This window comes from Pseudomonas sp. MF06569, from assembly GCF_059862735.1.
On record NZ_JCBCUZ010000003.1, the window covers coordinates 159,051 to 174,698 of the forward strand.

Here is a 15,648-nt window from a genome sequence, read left to right on the forward strand (position 1 = left end):
CAGCACAAGCGGTTCATTCCCGGACACCGCCAGTACATCACTCGCCACGGCTAAACCCCCATTCCTGGGCGAATAGCGTGAGTGCCCGACGATTTGCGCGCGTCAATCCATTCTTCGATTTCAGTCAGATCCCACGCAACGTTCCGACTGGTTAGTGCGATACGGCGCGGGAACTCGCCCCGCTGCTCCATGTTGTAGATGGTGCGCTCAGCAAGCGGGATCATCGCGTGCAATTTCTTGCGGTTGATGAGCGTCTTACTCTTTGGCTTGCTCTCCATGAGGTCTCTTTCCTTCAGAGTTATCAGATGCTTGACAATGCCTTCTAACGCCAGAATCAGGACGCAAAAAAGTTAGAATTTAGTTGTCATCCAGAGCTATCATCGGGCGATGGGAAAAAATGAAAAAGCGTCGAGCACATACGATCCGCTTCTGAAAGTGCTGGTTAGAGAAAGCGATACATCGTCTGATCGCATCCGTGCGAAGTTGAGCAACCACTACGAGTGGTGCTTCTGCGAGCTATGCTGGCGATCTACCGAATATGCGATCAGCATGGCGGCGCCAAAGGTCTTCAAGCGTCTAAAACGCGGAAATATCAAAGCAGTGCCGCTAACAGAATCTATTCGTACAGAAGCCCGGAAAAAAACCGATACCTTGGTGGCTCGCTATGAACGAGCATTGAAGGGAGAGTTCGGCAAGTACGAACCCCCGCGCATGCTGGGGAGATACTGCGACATGCAGGAGTTGCGCGGGGACTTTTCGGTCGCAGCATTCCGTGAGCATGTGGAGCGCCGAATGCTAGTTTCTACTTGGGCACGCCACGGCGAATTACTGCGGCCTTCAGCCCTACCGGCCCATCCCGAGGGCGCAGCGAGACCGAGTAAACTCTACTGTGAAGTTCACAATCCGCGGCGTAGCGATGAAGCTCGCCGCGCTTACCAGCGCGACCGGAGGTTCACACTAGAGTATGAGGATTTAATTGAAAAAATCTGGTCCCAAGGAGCTGCCGTCCTCCCTAGGTGGGATATCGAGACATGGGCAGAGGTCAGGAAAAATGCCTATAACCAGCTCCAGGCACTCAAGTCACCAACAAGCTCAATGGATGATTTGTTAAACCAAGGCATTACGAATCAAGCTGAAATCGCCCGCCAACTTGGCGTATCACGCCAAGCAGTTTCTGCCGCCATCAGGCGACGGGGGCGAAAACAGGCAATGAGATAAAAACGACCGAAGCTCTAACTTGATTATCTGCAACCGTCGCCCGAACGGGGCCGATTGGCTGTCCACTCATCAATCATATCGGCCCAGTCCTGTAACATCGCAGTACGCTGCTCTCGATACTCGGCCTTGTTATAGACAGCCCTAACACCCTTCTGCTCGTGTGCAAGACATTTCTCAATCCAGTCTGAGTTGTAGCCCGCCTCGTGCAGCAGCGTGCTAGCTGTCCGTCTCAAATCATGCGGTCCGAACTTACTCAGCGGCTTCCCTTCTTTCTGCGCGAGCCGATAGCTCAGCGTCAGTACCTGATTGATGGTTGCGGTACTCATTGGCAGATCAGAATCGTACCGGGAAGGAAAGACGTATTCTGAACCACCGGCAAACGTCTTCAACGCAATGAAGAAATCCAGCACCTGCCGAGACAAGAACACCAAATGGGGGTTGCGTCGCTTCATCCGCTCTTTCGGAATGGTCCACAGGGCTTCACTAAAATTGATCTCATCCCAGGTGGCGTTGGTCAGCTCACTTTTTCGAACCATGGTGAGCAACAGCAGTTTAGCCGCCGCTCTCACGGAGGAGGCGGTGCCGATACGGTCCAAGTACTGGTACATCAACGCGATTTCGTCTGGACCCAAAGCGCGGTCACGAGGCTCAAATTTAGCGATGCTCGCAGAACGTACCAGATCGGCCGGGTTCTCGACCTTCTGACCACGCTCAATCGCCCATCGGAAAACCTGCATTACGATCTCACGGGAGTGCACCGCCGTTGCTGGGGCACCTCGCTCCACGATTGCATTGGTCAGCGCTCGCAGGTCCTCATGGTTGATTTCCACCAGCTTCTGATTACCAAACTTCGGTTTCAGCTCACGCTCATAAACAGAGCGCCGCATATCACGGGTCGAGTCAGCCATCTGAAACCCGCGTAGCCATTTCTCGGCCCAGGCATCAAACGTTTCTGCTCCCTTGCTACGCGCCTTATCACGGGCTTTCTCCTTGGCTGGTGACTTGCCAGCCGCAACCATCTTTTTGGCTTCACCAAGCCGCTCTCGCGCTTCTGCAAGCGTGATTCCACCTACACCATAGCGACCAAACGTGATCGTCTCCTGTCGTCCATTGATGGAGTAGTTGTAGCGAAACGAGATTGCGCCCGCAGCCGTGACAGCTACGTAAAGTCCATCACGGTCGTTCACTTTGTAGAGTTTTTCTTTCGGTTTGAGATTACGTAGCTTGGTATCGGTCAGCATGAGGCTCGCAAATTCCGTTCAAAAAATACCATGCTCAGAAACACACCCAAAACCGCGAGAAAACCCAATAAAACCGGGTGGATTATGAGTCTTGATACCATGCCCTTACCCACAAAGGCGACATGGTATCGAACACCGAGCATGGTATTTGGCTCAGTCAATGCCCCGTACCATGCCACATAAACACGGTGCTTGGCGATGCACAAAGCTGCCAGAACTTGCCAGACCCAAAAAACCAAAAGCCCGCAATTACGCGGGCTCCAGGGCATTTCTTGCTAGTTGGTGCCGGTCAGTGCCGGACGTCCAATCATTCCCACTCAATCGTTGCCGGCGGCTTGCTCGACACGTCATAGGTCACGCGGGAGATGCCTTCGATTTCGTTGATGATCCGGCCGCTGACGGTTTCAAGCAGCTCGTAAGGCAGATGCGCCCAACGTGCGGTCATGAAGTCGATGGTTTCTACGGCACGCAGGGCTACAACCCAGGCGTAACGACGGCCATCGCCTACAACGCCAACCGACTTGACCGGCTGGAACACCACGAATGCCTGGCTGACTTTGTGATACCAGTCGGCCTTGCGCAGTTCTTCGATGAAGATGTGGTCAGCACGACGCAGGATGTCGGCGTATTCCTTCTTCACTTCACCCAGGATACGTACACCCAGGCCCGGACCCGGGAACGGGTGACGGTAGACCATGTCGTACGGCAGACCCAGTTCCAGGCCCAGACGACGGACTTCGTCCTTGAACAGTTCGCGCAACGGCTCAACCAGCTTGAGGTTCATCTCGTCCGGCAGGCCGCCCACGTTGTGGTGCGACTTGATGACGTGAGCCTTGCCGCTCTTGGCGCCAGCCGACTCGATCACGTCCGGGTAGATGGTGCCCTGGGCCAGGTACTTGATGTTGTCCAGCTTGCAGGATTCGGCATCGAATACGTCGATGAAGGTACGGCCGATGATCTTGCGCTTCTTCTCTGGATCGCTTTCGCCAGCCAGGTTGTTCAGGAACTGATCCGCCGCGTTGGCACGGATCACTTTGACACCCATGTTCTCGGCGAACATGGCCATCACTTGCTCACCTTCGTGCAGGCGCAGCAGGCCGTTGTCCACGAATACGCACGTCAGCTGATCGCCGATCGCCTTGTGCAGCAACGCTGCAACCACCGAGGAGTCAACGCCGCCGGACAGACCCAGCAAGACGTTGTCGGTGCCAACCTGGGCACGGATGTTGGCAATGGCGTCTTCCGCGATTTTCGACGGCGTCCACAGGGCTTCGCAGCCGCAGATGTCGAGGATGAAGCGCGACAGGATGCGACCGCCCTGCTTGGTGTGGGTCACTTCCGGGTGGAACTGCACGCCGTAGTAGCCACGCTCGTCGCTGAACATGCCAGCAATCGGGCAGCTTGGGGTGCTGGCCAGAACGTGGAAGTCGGATGGCATTTTGGTGACCTTGTCACCGTGGCTCATCCACACGTCCAGACCGAACAGGCCGTCAGCGTCGATATGGTCTTCGATGCCGTCCAGCAGGCGGCTTTTGCCGACCACGTCTACACGGGCATAACCAAACTCACGCAGCTCGGAACCTTCGACCTTGCCACCCAGCTGTTCAGCCATGGTTTGCATGCCGTAGCAGATACCGAAAACCGGTACGCCCAGGTCAAATACAGCTTGCGGCGCGCGAGGGCTGCCGGCTTCGTGCACGGATTCCGGGCCACCGGCGAGGATAATCCCCTTGGGTGCGAATTCGCGGATCGCTGCGTCATCCATGTCGAACGGGTGCAGTTCGCAGTAAACGCCGATTTCGCGCACGCGGCGGGCGATCAGCTGGGTGTACTGGGAACCGAAGTCCAGAATCAGGATGCGGTGAGCGTGAATGTCGAGGGCCATGACAAAATCTCGATTAATTACAGAAACGACACGGGGCTGAATCAAACAGCCCCGGTGACTTAATTCGTATCGCACCCGTGCATGAGCCCGGGTGCGACCACTATCAACCTACGCGATAGTTTGGAGCTTCTTTGGTGATCTGCACGTCGTGGACGTGGGATTCAGCCATGCCAGCGCCGGTGATGCGCACGAACTCGGGTTTGGTACGCATTTGCTCGATGTCGGCACAGCCGGTGTAACCCATCGAGGAACGCAGACCGCCCATCAGTTGGTGAACGATTGCGGTCAACGAACCCTTGTACGCCACGCGACCTTCGATGCCTTCCGGCACCAGCTTCTCGGCACCCGCGGAGGAGTCCTGGAAGTAACGGTCGGAGGAACCCTGGGATTGCGACATCGCACCCAGCGAACCCATGCCGCGGTAGGCCTTGTACGAACGGCCCTGGTACAACTCGATCTCGCCCGGTGCTTCTTCAGTACCGGCAAACATCGAACCCATCATCACGCAGGACGCACCGGCAACGATGGCCTTGGACAGGTCACCCGAGAAACGGATGCCGCCGTCAGCGATCAACGGTACGCCAGTGCCTTCAAGGGCAGCAGCAACATTGGCAATCGCGCTGATTTGCGGAACGCCAACACCGGCCACGATACGGGTGGTGCAGATCGAGCCTGGGCCGATACCGACTTTAACCGCGTCAGCGCCAGCTTCAGCCAGGGCCAGAGCAGCAGCGCCGGTGGCGATGTTGCCGCCGATCACCTGAACTTCAGGGAAGTTCTGCTTGACCCAACGAACGCGGTCGATCACGCCTTTGGAGTGACCGTGAGCGGTGTCGACAACCACCACGTCAACGCCAGCAGCCACGAGGGCGGCCACGCGATCAGCGGTGTCCTTGCCGGTACCTACCGCAGCGCCTACGCGCAGACGACCTTGATCGTCCTTGCTGGCCAGCGGGTAAGCCTTGGCTTTTTCGATGTCGTTAACGGTCATCATGCCTTTGAGGGCAAATTTGTCGTCGACGATCAGCACGCGCTCGATGCGGTGCTTGTGCAGCAGTTCGCGGGCTTCTTCCTTGTCGGCGCCTTCCTTGACCGTGACCAGACGCTCTTTAGGCGTCATCACGTCACGAACGGTAGCTTCCAGACGGTTTTCGAAGCGCACGTCACGGGACGTCACGATGCCGACCAGGTCGCCATTGTGCAGTACAGGAACGCCGGAGATGTTGTGCTGGCGGGTCAGTTCAAGCAGTTCACGTACCGTGGCATCAGCCTCGATGGTGATGGGCTCTTTAACCACACCGGCTTCGAAGCGCTTGACCTTGCGAACTTCGTGAGCTTGCTGCTCGATGGTCATGTTCTTGTGGATGATGCCGATACCGCCTTCCTGAGCCATGGCGATTGCCAGACGGGCTTCAGTCACGGTGTCCATTGCGGCGGAAACCAGCGGAATATTCAGTTCAATGCCACGGGTCAAACGAGTCTTTAGGCTGACTTCGTTCGGGAGAACCTCGGAATAACCGGGGACGAGAAGGATGTCATCGAATGTGAGTGCTTCTTGGCTGATACGCAGCATCGCTGGGGCTCCCGAGCGGGAAAATGGAAGCGCGCCATTGTACTCAAAACACCTGAGTCTCTCAACGGAAACCTTTAGAGAGTTTTGCGCTAAGGGCCAATGATTAGCTGACTTTGAAGGCAGAAAAACAGTCGTGTAGTCGCTGCCGAAGGCTGCGAAGGGTTGCGGAGCAACCCGTTAACTGGAAGCCGCGCGATGCCCTTCGCAGCCTTCGGCAGCGACTACAGGTTCACAGCTCGACTTTCACCCACGCCACCGGCTGATCAAGCCAGTCGGCAAACTCATCGAGGAAGCTTTGCTTGAAACCCGCCTCGGCCCAGTTGTTGAAAATAAAGCCCAGGTTGGAAAACGCGCACGGCTGCAAAAACAGAAAGCCGTTGATGTCGTCTTCATGGGCGCACAACGGGCAAATGAAATTGTCGGTACGCCCCGGCATCCAGTCTTCGAGACTGTCGAACAACGCCTCCCCCACTTCCTTGCGGCACTCGGCGCAGCCGGCTTCTTCGAGAAAGCCCTTGGACGGGGTGTAGATGCAGCGCTTGGTAATGATCTCCAGGCCATTGACCGGCTGACCAAATGGCAGCGCCTCAGGGTGCAGCACCACCTCCCGGGCACCCGGTGCGATGGCATACGCCATGCCGTTGCCCGTACGTCCGCACGTGGTCAGTTCTTCTTCAATGATGTTCTTGCGCACCAGCCAGCGCACGATGGCCCTGGCACGGGGCTCATGCACCGGCAACGTGGATATTTTGGGAACGATGATGCTTTGCGAGTTCATGAGGTACGGCACATATACGTGGGATAAGGGCAACACACTGAAACGGTGGGATCAGGCGCGCAGCTTAAAGCCTCACACCGCGAGGTCAAGCGCTCAGATAGCGCGCAATCAGCGCAATCCCGCTGGCCAGTACCAGCCACGTCACCAGTCGCACAAAAGCCTCACGGGACAATTTGCGCGTCAGCCGGCGCCCTACCCACAACCCCAATGCCATGGCAGGCAACAAGCAGGCGCCCAGCAACAGTAGCTCGCCGTCTGCATATACGCCTGCGATCACAAACAGGCTCAGGCGCACCACGGTACTGCAACTGATCAACGCACTTTGGGTCGCCCGCGCCGCTTCCTTGGGCAATCGCGCGTTGAGGTACAGCGCATACAAAAAGCCGCCACTGCCAAACAGGGCGCCGAACAAGCCGCCCGTGATACCCGTGGGGATGGCCCAGCCGGCTGCCACCTGTGTCGGTTTCACCTTTACCGCCAGGCTATACAAGGCGTAAGCGGTGATAAAAAGCCCCATCAACAGCAACAACAGGTCGGACTTGAGGCTAAGCAAGAATGTCACGCCGACCACGCAGCCGATCGCCATGCACGGCAGCAAGCGCAACAACTCGGGGCGCGCCACATCTCGCCGGGCAGGCAGCCAGTTGCCAAATGCCGCGACAAAATCCAGCAACACCAGCAACGGGATGATTTTGGACAAAGGTAGGCACAGGATCAGCAGCGGCCCCGCCACCAGTGCGGTGCCGAACCCGGCCACGCCAAACACGATATATGCCAGCGCAATTGCCAGCTCCAGCAACACCCACTCGCTACCCGTAAAAGGCAAATCCATTGCACTGCATCCTTGTATTTTTGTTCGCGGACTTTAACCGGGCAGGTGCAGACAGAACAATCCGCCCTTATGATGACCCGCATGATTAAAGACCCCTTTGCAAGACTCAACCTCGACCGAGAAGTCCTGACCGTCAGCCAGCTCAATGGCCGGGCGCGGGTGTTGCTCGAAGACGTGTTCAGCAACATCTGGGTAGAAGGCGAAATTTCCAACCTCGCCCGCCCCGCTTCCGGCCACGTGTATTTCACCCTCAAGGACAGTGGCGCCCAGGTGCGTTGCGCGCTGTTTCGCAACAACGCGGCGCGGGTGCGCCAGGCCTTGAAGGACGGCCTGGCGGTGAAGGTCCGGGGCAAGGTGTCGTTGTTTGAAGGCCGCGGTGACTATCAACTGATCCTCGATACAGTGGAGCCCGCGGGTGATGGCGCGCTGCGCCTGGCCTTCGATGCACTGAAAGAAAAACTCAGCGCCGAAGGCCTGTTCAGCCCCGAGCGCAAGGTTGCCCTGCCTGCTCACCCGCAGCGCATCGGTATTGTCAGCTCGCCCACCGGAGCGGTGATTCGCGACATCATCAGCGTCTTTCGTCGCCGGGCGCCTCAGGTCGAACTGACACTGATCCCCACCGCCGTGCAAGGTCGCGAAGCCACGGCGCAAATTGTCCGGGCATTGCGACTGGCTGATGCCCGGGGTTTCGACGCCTTGATCCTGGCCCGAGGCGGCGGATCCCTGGAAGACCTGTGGTGCTTTAACGAAGAAGCCGTAGCCCGTGCCATCGATGCCTGTGTGACGCCGATTGTCAGCGCTGTCGGTCATGAAACCGATGTGTCCATCGCCGACTTTGTAGCGGACGTACGCGCGCCCACGCCCTCTGCGGCTGCTGAGTTGCTGGCACCGGACTCAAGTGACCTGCAACGCCGAATTGACAGCCTGCACCGGCGCCTGGTGATGCGCATTCGCGACCGTTTGATGCGCGACCGCTTGCGACTGGATGGCCTGGCACGCCGCTTGCGCCACCCTGGCGAACGCCTGCGCCAGCAGGCCCAGCGCCTGGATGACCTGGACATGCGCATGCGCCGAGCGTTCGAACGCAGCCTCAATACCCGCCGCGAGCGTCTGATCCGCATCGAAACCCGACTGGCGGCACAGCATCCGGGGCGCCAACTGGCCATGTTGCGCCAGCGCCTGGACAGTCTGGCGGAACGCTTGCCACGGGCCATGCGCGAAGGCCTCAAGGCACGCCGCATGCAGCTGCAAAGCCAGATGCAAACCTTGCACGTGGTCAGCCCGCTGGCGACCCTTGGGCGCGGCTACAGCATTTTGCTGGATGAGCGTGGCAATGCCATTCGCAGCGCCGGGCAAACCCATAACGGCCAGCGCTTGAAAGCCAGGCTGGGCGAAGGCGAACTGCAAGTCCGGGTCGAGGACAATCACCTCACGCCCGTCACCCTTTCCTTACTGGATTAACTGATGTCACGCTTTCTTTCTGCCGTCCTGTTGCTGTGCCTGACCCTCAACGCGCACGCAGCTGACAGTTACATCACGCGCTTATTGAATAAACCGGTGCCGGGCGGTGTTGCCGTGATTGAGCTGGGGACCGGCGCGCAAGCACCCAAGGCAACCTACGATGGCAAACCGGTGCTGGTGATCAAGGAGCAGGACACCTGGCGGGCGATTGTCGGCATCCCGCTGACGGTAAAACCGGCCCCCCAGTCAATCATCAGCGGCTCGCGGGAACTGAGCTTCACGGTGGGCAACAAGAAATACCCCGAGCAGCGCATCACGCTGAAGAACCAGCGCCAGGTCAACCCCAACCCGGCTGACATCAAGCGCATCGACAACGAGCTGGCGATTCAGATCAAGGCTTACCGTACTTTCAGCCCCAACACCCCGAGCAACCTGCTGCTGGACAAACCGGTCAACGGACCGCTGTCCAGCAAATTTGGCGTGCGCCGCTTTTTCAACGGTGAAGAACGCAACCCCCACGCTGGCCTCGACTTTGCCGTACCTGCAGGTACGCCCATCAAAACCCCGGCGGCCGGTAAGGTGATCCTGATCGGCAACTACTTCTTCAATGGCAACACGGTGTTCGTGGATCACGGCCAGGGCTTCATCAGCATGTTTTGCCATATGTCGAAAATTGACACCAAGGTTGGCCAGCAACTGGCTCGTGGCGACGTAGTGGGCAAGGTCGGCTCCACCGGACGCGCCACAGGCCCTCATATGCACTGGAACGTCAGCCTCAATGACGCCAGGGTTGACCCGGCTATTTTCATCGGGGCCTTCCAACCCTGATTACGCCATAAAAACAGAGCATGCCTCGCAGCACCCGAGGCATGCCCTACCTTGAAGTTGCGCAATTTTAGATTTACACAAAACAAAATACAGCAATTAAAACTCGTATTTTATTCGTATACGAGCATTTATCTCAATGTTTTTTATGCGCTTGCCATCTCTCAGCCCAGTGGTTAGGGTTGAGCTTATGAAAACCTCTCACACCCTCATCCTGCTCCGCCAACATCGCAGCCTTTGCCTCGTCAGCGCACGACTGCAAAGCTAATTGCGGTGCCTCGCCCTCTGCTTTGTATTTTTCCGGCTGGCCGCGTCTGAATAGTCGGCACGCATATTAAGGATTGCCTGATGACCATGCTCAAAAACCCGTCTTCCAAATACCGCGCCTTCCCGGTCATTGATTTGCCTGATCGTACCTGGCCATCAAAAACCATCACCAGCGCGCCTGTCTGGTGCAGCTCCGACCTGCGCGATGGCAACCAGTCGCTGATCGAGCCGATGGATGCGGTAAAAAAGCTGCGCTTCTGGAAGACCCTGGTCAGTGTTGGCGTAAAGGAAATCGAGGCATCGTTCCCGGCTGCGTCGCAGACCGACTTTGATTTTGTGCGCACCCTGATCGAAGACGGCCACATCCCGGACGACACCACCATCCAGGTGCTGACCCAGGGCCGTGAAGACTTGATCGCACGCACTTTCGAGTCGTTGCGCGGGGCGAAAAAAGCCATCGTTCACCTGTACAACGCCACCTGCCCTGCGTTTCGCCGCATCGTGTTCAATCAGGACAAGGACGGCATCAAGGAAATCGCGGTCAGCGCCGCCAAGCTGTTCGTCAAATACGCCGCCCAGCAGCCCGAAACCCACTGGACATTCGAGTACTCGCCAGAGACGTTCAGCGCCACTGAGCTGGAGTTCGCCAAGGAAGTCTGTGACGCAGTGATCGAGGTCTGGAACCCAACACCTGAGCACAAGATGATCCTCAACTTGCCTGCCACTGTTGAGTGCGCCACCCCTAACATCTACGCCGACCAGATCGAGTGGTTCGGCCGCAACATCAACCGCCGTGACAGCGTCTTGATCAGCCTGCACACCCACAACGACCGTGGCACTGGTGTTGCCGCAACCGAACTGGGCCTGATGGCTGGCGCCGATCGTGTCGAAGGCTGCCTGTTTGGCAACGGCGAGCGTACCGGCAACGTCGACCTGGTGACGGTGGCCTTGAACATGTACACCCAGGGTCTGGATCCACAACTGGACTTCTCGGACATCGACGGTGTGCGCAAAGTGGTCGAAGAATGCAATCAGATCCCGGTTCACCCTCGTCACCCGTATGTGGGCGACCTGGTCCACACCGCGTTCTCCGGCTCGCACCAGGACGCTATCCGCAAAGGCTTCGCCCAGCAAAAACCGGACGCCCTGTGGGAAGTGCCGTACTTGCCAATCGACCCGGCGGATATTGGCCGCAGCTATGAAGCCGTGATCCGGGTTAACAGCCAATCGGGCAAAGGCGGAATTGCTTACCTGCTGGAGCAGGAATACGGCATCAGCTTGCCACGCCGTATGCAGATCGAATTCAGCCAGGTCGTTCAGCGCGAAACCGATCGCCTGGGTCTGGAAATGACGGCTCAGCAAATTCACAACTTGCTTCGCACTGAGTACTTGCAGGCCAATACGCCTTACGCGCTGGTCAGCCACCGCTTACAGGAAGAGAACGGCCATAGCGCAGTCGAGGTGGAAGTGTCGGCCAAAGGCGATGGCGAAACCAACCTGCGCTGGAGCGGCAAGGGCAACGGCGCGCTGGAAGCGCTGGTCGCTGGCCTGCCGGTCAACGCCGAAATAATGGACTACAACGAACACGCGATTGGCGCGGGCACCAACGCCAAGGCTGCGGCCTACATTGAACTGCGGGTCAATGGCGGGCGTGCCGTACATGGCGTGGGTATTGATGAAAACATCACCACGGCAAGCTTCAAGGCCGTGTTCAGCGCACTGAACCGTTCGCTGACCGAAACCGAGGCTAAAGCGGCGTAAACATTGGCCCGAAACGAAAAAGCCCCCAAGGTGAACGCCTTGGGGGCTTTTTATTTCATCGAGGCCCAGGACCGGCAATGACTAGCCTCTGTGGGAGCGGGCTTGCTCGCGATTCAGGCGGCGCGGTTTGGCAGACAGACCGCAGTGATGCCATCGCGAGCAAGCCACGCTCCCACAGGTTTTAAGTCGCACACCGTCTGATAACGGCTTCCACACATCAGCGCAGCTCGAAATCGTCCGCATCCAGGTTGGCCGGGAACCGCTCACGATAGGCCCCCAGATCGCCCGCGTTGAGGCTCATGGTGAACACGCCGTCCGCCTCCCCGGCACTGAGCAGTGACTCGCCCTGGAAGTCGAAGATATGACTGTCGCCCGTGTAGACCATCCCTTTGCCGTCCGTGCCCACCCGATTCACCGCTGCGACGTAACAGAGATTTTCGATCGCCCGTGCAGGCAATAAGCGGTTCCAGTGCAATCGACGCGCCCCTGGCCAACTGGCGGTATACAGCAACAAGTCGGTGTCGTGAGGGTCGCAGCTCCACACCGGGAAGCGCAGGTCATAGCAAATCAAAGGGCGAATACGCCAGCCTTTGACCTCGAACTGAACCTGACGCTCACCCGGGGTGAAATGCTCATGCTCACCGGCCATACGAAACAGGTGACGTTTGTCGTAGTGCAGCACTTCGCCATCAGGGCGGGCCCACAAAAATCGATTACGGTGGCTGCCATCTGCCGCACGCACAATCACGCTACCCGTGACCACGGCATCAAGCCTTTTTGCCTGCTTGCGCAGCCACTCGGTGCTTGGGCCGCCTTCAGGTTCAGCCAGGGTTTTAGACTCCATGCTGAAGCCGGTCGTGAACATTTCGGGCAGCACCACCAGATCGGCGCCCCGAGCATGCTCAAGCAGCTCGTCGAAATGTTCAAAATTGGCCTGACGGTCATGCCAGGCCAGCGTGGTTTGCACCAGTGCCACGGTTAAATCGGGTAAACCCTTCAGATCACGCATAGTTTTTCTGCTGCTTCGCGCAGCGTCTCCTCGCGTTTTGCAAAACATAGACGAACCAGCCGCTGCCCTTCAGGCGGGGTCTGGTAGAACACCGACACCGGGATAGTGGCCACCCCGTGTTCGCGGGTTAGCCATACCGCCATGTCGACATCGTTGAGGTCCGGGCGAATCCGGGAGTAATCCACCAACTGAAAATACGTACCTGCCACCGGCTTGAAGGTAAAACGCGACGGGCTGAGCAAATCACAGAACAGGTCGCGCTTGGCCTGGTAAAACCCTGGCAACTCTTCAACGTGCTCCGGGTGATCGGCCATGAAGTCTGCCAACGCATACTGCAAGGGCGTTACTCCGCAAAAGCTGACGTACTGGTGAACCTTGCGCAGTTCAGCGGTCAAGGCAGGCGGCGCAACGACGTAGCCTGTTTTCCAGCCTGTCACGTGGTAGGTCTTACCGAATGAGCTGACAACGAATGCGCGATGGTACAACTCAGGATGGGACAAAACACTGACGTGGGGCACGCCATCGAACACCAGATGTTCGTACACCTCATCGCTGATGAGGTAGATATCGCGGTCGGCAATCAGGCGGGCCAACTGGTCCAGTTCGGCACGACTGATCAGGGCACCGCTTGGGTTGTGCGGGCTATTTAGGATGATCATGCGCGTGCGCGGGCTCAGGGCATCTTCAAGTTGTTGCCAATCTATCGAGAAGTCTTCCAGCCCCAGTTGCACATGCACGCAACGGCCACCCGCCAGCTCAACCGAGGGCTCGTAGCTGTCGTAGCACGGATCAAAGACGATCACTTCATCGCCGGCATGAATCACGGCCTGGATTGCGCAGAAAATGGCCTGGGTCGCGCCAGGGGTGATCGTCACCTCGGTGTCAGCATCCACCTTGACCCCGTAGCTGCGGGAAATTTTGGCTGCCACCTGCTCACGCAAGGCAGGCAAGCCGGTCATGGGTGAGTACTGGTTATGGCCACTGGCAATGTGCTTGCCGACCGCGTCACGCAATGCCTGCGGGCCGTCGAAATCGGGGAACCCCTGAGACAGGTTAAGTGCGCCGGTTTCTGTCGCGAGCTGCGACATGCGCGTGAAAATAGTGGTGCCTACATTCGGCAACTTGCTGGTGATCATGGCCGTTCCCTGTTGAGTTCCCGGCACTGACTACGGCGCAGGACCCTCCGAGAATAGCCCAAACGTCAGACACGAAAAAGGGCCCTTTCGGACCCTTTCTCAATACGCTAGAACCTTGCGCTATCAGCGCTTGTCTTTGCGGTTTTTCTCGGCTTTCTTGTGGTGCGACATCATGCGGCGCTTCTTGTTGACCTGACGGTCGGTCAGCGAGTTCTTGTTGCCTTCGTACGGGTTCTCGCCACCTTTGAACTCGATGCGGATCGGCGTACCGACCAGTTTCAAGACACGACGGTAGGTGTTTTCGAGATAACGGACGTAAGACTTCGGAACCTTCTCAACCTGGTTACCGTGGATCACGATAATCGGCGGGTTAGCACCACCCAAGTGGGCATAACGCAGCTTGATCCGGCGGCTGTTGACCATCGGTGGCGCGTGCTCACTGACCGCATCTTCCAGGATCTGGGTCAGACGGTTGGTCGGCCAGCGGGTAACCGCTGACTTGAAGGAGTTCTGCACCGACTGGTACAGGTTGCCCACGCCAGTGCCGTGCAGCGCCGAGATAAAGTGAATATCGGCGAAGTCGACGAAGAACAGGCGACGCGTCAGCTCGACTTTAACGAAGTCGCGCTCGCTCGGGGTCATGCCGTCCCACTTGTTGATCGCGATGACCAGAGCCCGACCGGCCTCCAGCGCAAAGCCCAACAGGTTGAGGTCGTGGTCAACCACGCCTTCACGGGCGTCCATCACAAAGATCACCACGTTGGCGTCTTTGATCGCTTGCAGGGTTTTGACCACGGAGAACTTTTCAACTTCTTCGTGGATCTTGCCGCGCTTGCGCACACCGGCGGTGTCGATCAGCGTGTACTTCTCGTCGTTACGCTCAAACGGGATGTAGATACTGTCGCGGGTAGTGCCTGGCTGGTCATACACGATTACCCGGTCTTCACCGAGCATGCGGTTAACCAGAGTCGACTTGCCAACGTTAGGACGACCGATGATGGCGATCTTGATGCCGTCTTTTTCGCTTGGGCCAGGAATGCGCTTGGCTTCCTCACCTTCGAGAACGACTTCTTCTTCGCCGTCTTCAGGCTCTTCTTCGTCACGCGGGAAGTTGCTCAGGGCAATTTCCAGCATCTGGGTAATACCACGACCGTGAGCACCGGCGATTGGAATCGCGTCGCCCATGCCCAGTGGCGCGAACTCGGCGCGAGCCATGTCCGGATCGATGTTGTCGACCTTGTTGGCTACTACGTAGGAACGCTTGTTACGTTTGCGAAGGTGTTCGCCGATCATCTGGTCAGCGGCGGTGAAGCCTGCTTTTGCATCTACCAGGAACAGAACGACATCAGCTTCTTCGATAGCCAGCAGCGACTGCTCGGCCATCTTTTCGTCCATACCGTGCTCGTCACCGGAGATACCGCCGGTGTCGACCAGAATGTAGGAACGCCCTTGCCACTTGGCCTCACCGTATTGGCGATCACGGGTTAGACCGGACAAGTCGCCAACGATGGCGTCACGAGTCCTGGTCAGGCGGTTGAACAAGGTGGACTTGCCGACGTTTGGTCGGCCCACCAGGGCGATTACGGGAACCATGCGGCTCTCCACTTCGTTATTTCAGAAAATACAAAAGCCGCTGCAAGGCAGCGGCCAGAGTTCGGAACA

Annotated in this window: 13 protein-coding genes; 4 read left to right on the forward strand and 9 right to left on the reverse strand. The window is 57.9% G+C overall.

From position 1 onward, the window contains the following. Positions 1–50: 50 nt before the first annotated feature. On the reverse strand, positions 51–278 hold the full coding sequence (locus AC19YQ_RS04745) for a helix-turn-helix transcriptional regulator (protein WP_047281217.1): 228 nt from the start codon (positions 276–278) through the stop codon (positions 51–53). 109 nt (positions 279–387) lie between these two features. On the opposite strand from AC19YQ_RS04745, the gene AC19YQ_RS04750 reads away from it, so the two are divergent. Further along, positions 388–1,218 carry a hypothetical protein gene (locus tag AC19YQ_RS04750; RefSeq protein ID WP_047281218.1) on the forward strand — a complete coding sequence of 277 codons (831 nt, stop codon included), beginning with the start codon at positions 388–390 and terminating at the stop codon, positions 1,216–1,218. 23 nt (positions 1,219–1,241) lie between these two features. Here the strand turns inward: AC19YQ_RS04750 and AC19YQ_RS04755 are convergent, their stop codons facing one another. The 5 genes from AC19YQ_RS04755 to AC19YQ_RS04775 form a co-directional block, all read right to left on the reverse strand. Next, positions 1,242–2,459, reverse strand: a complete 1,218-nt coding sequence (locus AC19YQ_RS04755) for a tyrosine-type recombinase/integrase (protein WP_500594686.1) — start codon at positions 2,457–2,459, stop codon at positions 1,242–1,244. Positions 2,460–2,766: 307 nt separating this feature from the next. Continuing rightward, positions 2,767–4,344: a glutamine-hydrolyzing GMP synthase gene (gene guaA, locus AC19YQ_RS04760; protein WP_019823631.1), complete on the reverse strand. Its 1,578-nt coding sequence runs from the start codon at positions 4,342–4,344 to the stop codon at positions 2,767–2,769. Positions 4,345–4,447: 103 nt separating this feature from the next. Continuing rightward, positions 4,448–5,917, reverse strand: a complete 1,470-nt coding sequence (gene guaB, locus AC19YQ_RS04765; RefSeq protein WP_133075940.1) for an IMP dehydrogenase — start codon at positions 5,915–5,917, stop codon at positions 4,448–4,450. Positions 5,918–6,146: 229 nt separating this feature from the next. After that, positions 6,147–6,695 carry a sugar ABC transporter ATPase gene (locus AC19YQ_RS04770; protein WP_219260858.1) on the reverse strand — a complete coding sequence of 183 codons (549 nt, stop codon included), beginning with the start codon at positions 6,693–6,695 and terminating at the stop codon, positions 6,147–6,149. Between the two features lie 85 nt (positions 6,696–6,780). Beyond that, positions 6,781–7,527 (reverse strand): sulfite exporter TauE/SafE family protein, encoded by a 747-nt coding sequence (locus AC19YQ_RS04775; RefSeq protein WP_133075942.1) that lies wholly within the window; start codon positions 7,525–7,527, stop codon positions 6,781–6,783. 81 nt (positions 7,528–7,608) lie between these two features. On the opposite strand from AC19YQ_RS04775, the gene xseA reads away from it, so the two are divergent. From xseA to leuA, 3 genes are all read left to right on the forward strand, one after another. Then, positions 7,609–8,988 (forward strand): exodeoxyribonuclease VII large subunit, encoded by a 1,380-nt coding sequence (gene xseA, locus AC19YQ_RS04780; protein ID WP_500594687.1) that lies wholly within the window; start codon positions 7,609–7,611, stop codon positions 8,986–8,988. Positions 8,989–8,991: 3 nt separating this feature from the next. After that, positions 8,992–9,816 carry a peptidoglycan DD-metalloendopeptidase family protein gene (locus AC19YQ_RS04785; protein WP_500594688.1) on the forward strand — a complete coding sequence of 275 codons (825 nt, stop codon included), beginning with the start codon at positions 8,992–8,994 and terminating at the stop codon, positions 9,814–9,816. A gap of 345 nt (positions 9,817–10,161) precedes the next feature. After that, complete coding sequence (gene leuA / locus AC19YQ_RS04790) at positions 10,162–11,841, forward strand: 2-isopropylmalate synthase (protein ID WP_133075945.1); 1,680 nt, start codon at positions 10,162–10,164, stop codon at positions 11,839–11,841. A gap of 217 nt (positions 11,842–12,058) precedes the next feature. On the opposite strand, the gene AC19YQ_RS04795 is transcribed toward leuA, so the two are convergent. From AC19YQ_RS04795 to der, 3 genes are all read right to left on the reverse strand, one after another. Further along, on the reverse strand, positions 12,059–12,850 hold the full coding sequence (locus AC19YQ_RS04795) for an amidohydrolase (RefSeq protein WP_500594689.1): 792 nt from the start codon (positions 12,848–12,850) through the stop codon (positions 12,059–12,061). Beyond that, positions 12,838–13,986 (reverse strand): pyridoxal phosphate-dependent aminotransferase, encoded by a 1,149-nt coding sequence (locus tag AC19YQ_RS04800; RefSeq protein ID WP_326425384.1) that lies wholly within the window; start codon positions 13,984–13,986, stop codon positions 12,838–12,840. The genes AC19YQ_RS04795 and AC19YQ_RS04800 overlap by 13 nt, the downstream gene beginning before the upstream one ends. A 123-nt stretch (positions 13,987–14,109) precedes the next feature. Beyond that, on the reverse strand, positions 14,110–15,579 hold the full coding sequence (gene der, locus AC19YQ_RS04805; protein ID WP_019823656.1) for a ribosome biogenesis GTPase Der: 1,470 nt from the start codon (positions 15,577–15,579) through the stop codon (positions 14,110–14,112). Between the last annotated feature and the right edge of the window lie 69 nt (positions 15,580–15,648).

Excerpts from the sequence above, each read along its gene's own strand:
- AC19YQ_RS04745 (WP_047281217.1), bottom strand. The coding sequence starts at position 278 with ATGGAGAGCAAGCCAAAGAGTAAGACGCTCATCAACCGCAAGAAATTG.
- AC19YQ_RS04750 (WP_047281218.1), top strand. The coding sequence starts at position 388 with ATGGGAAAAAATGAAAAAGCGTCGAGCACATACGATCCGCTTCTGAAA.
- AC19YQ_RS04755 (WP_500594686.1), bottom strand. The coding sequence starts at position 2,459 with ATGCTGACCGATACCAAGCTACGTAATCTCAAACCGAAAGAAAAACTC.
- guaA (WP_019823631.1), bottom strand. The coding sequence starts at position 4,344 with ATGGCCCTCGACATTCACGCTCACCGCATCCTGATTCTGGACTTCGGT.
- guaB (WP_133075940.1), bottom strand. The coding sequence starts at position 5,917 with ATGCTGCGTATCAGCCAAGAAGCACTCACATTCGATGACATCCTTCTC.
- AC19YQ_RS04770 (WP_219260858.1), bottom strand. The coding sequence starts at position 6,695 with ATGAACTCGCAAAGCATCATCGTTCCCAAAATATCCACGTTGCCGGTG.
- AC19YQ_RS04775 (WP_133075942.1), bottom strand. The coding sequence starts at position 7,527 with ATGGATTTGCCTTTTACGGGTAGCGAGTGGGTGTTGCTGGAGCTGGCA.
- xseA (WP_500594687.1), top strand. The coding sequence starts at position 7,609 with ATGATTAAAGACCCCTTTGCAAGACTCAACCTCGACCGAGAAGTCCTG.
- AC19YQ_RS04785 (WP_500594688.1), top strand. The coding sequence starts at position 8,992 with ATGTCACGCTTTCTTTCTGCCGTCCTGTTGCTGTGCCTGACCCTCAAC.
- leuA (WP_133075945.1), top strand. The coding sequence starts at position 10,162 with ATGACCATGCTCAAAAACCCGTCTTCCAAATACCGCGCCTTCCCGGTC.
- AC19YQ_RS04795 (WP_500594689.1), bottom strand. The coding sequence starts at position 12,850 with ATGCGTGATCTGAAGGGTTTACCCGATTTAACCGTGGCACTGGTGCAA.
- AC19YQ_RS04800 (WP_326425384.1), bottom strand. The coding sequence starts at position 13,986 with ATGATCACCAGCAAGTTGCCGAATGTAGGCACCACTATTTTCACGCGC.
- der (WP_019823656.1), bottom strand. The coding sequence starts at position 15,579 with ATGGTTCCCGTAATCGCCCTGGTGGGCCGACCAAACGTCGGCAAGTCC.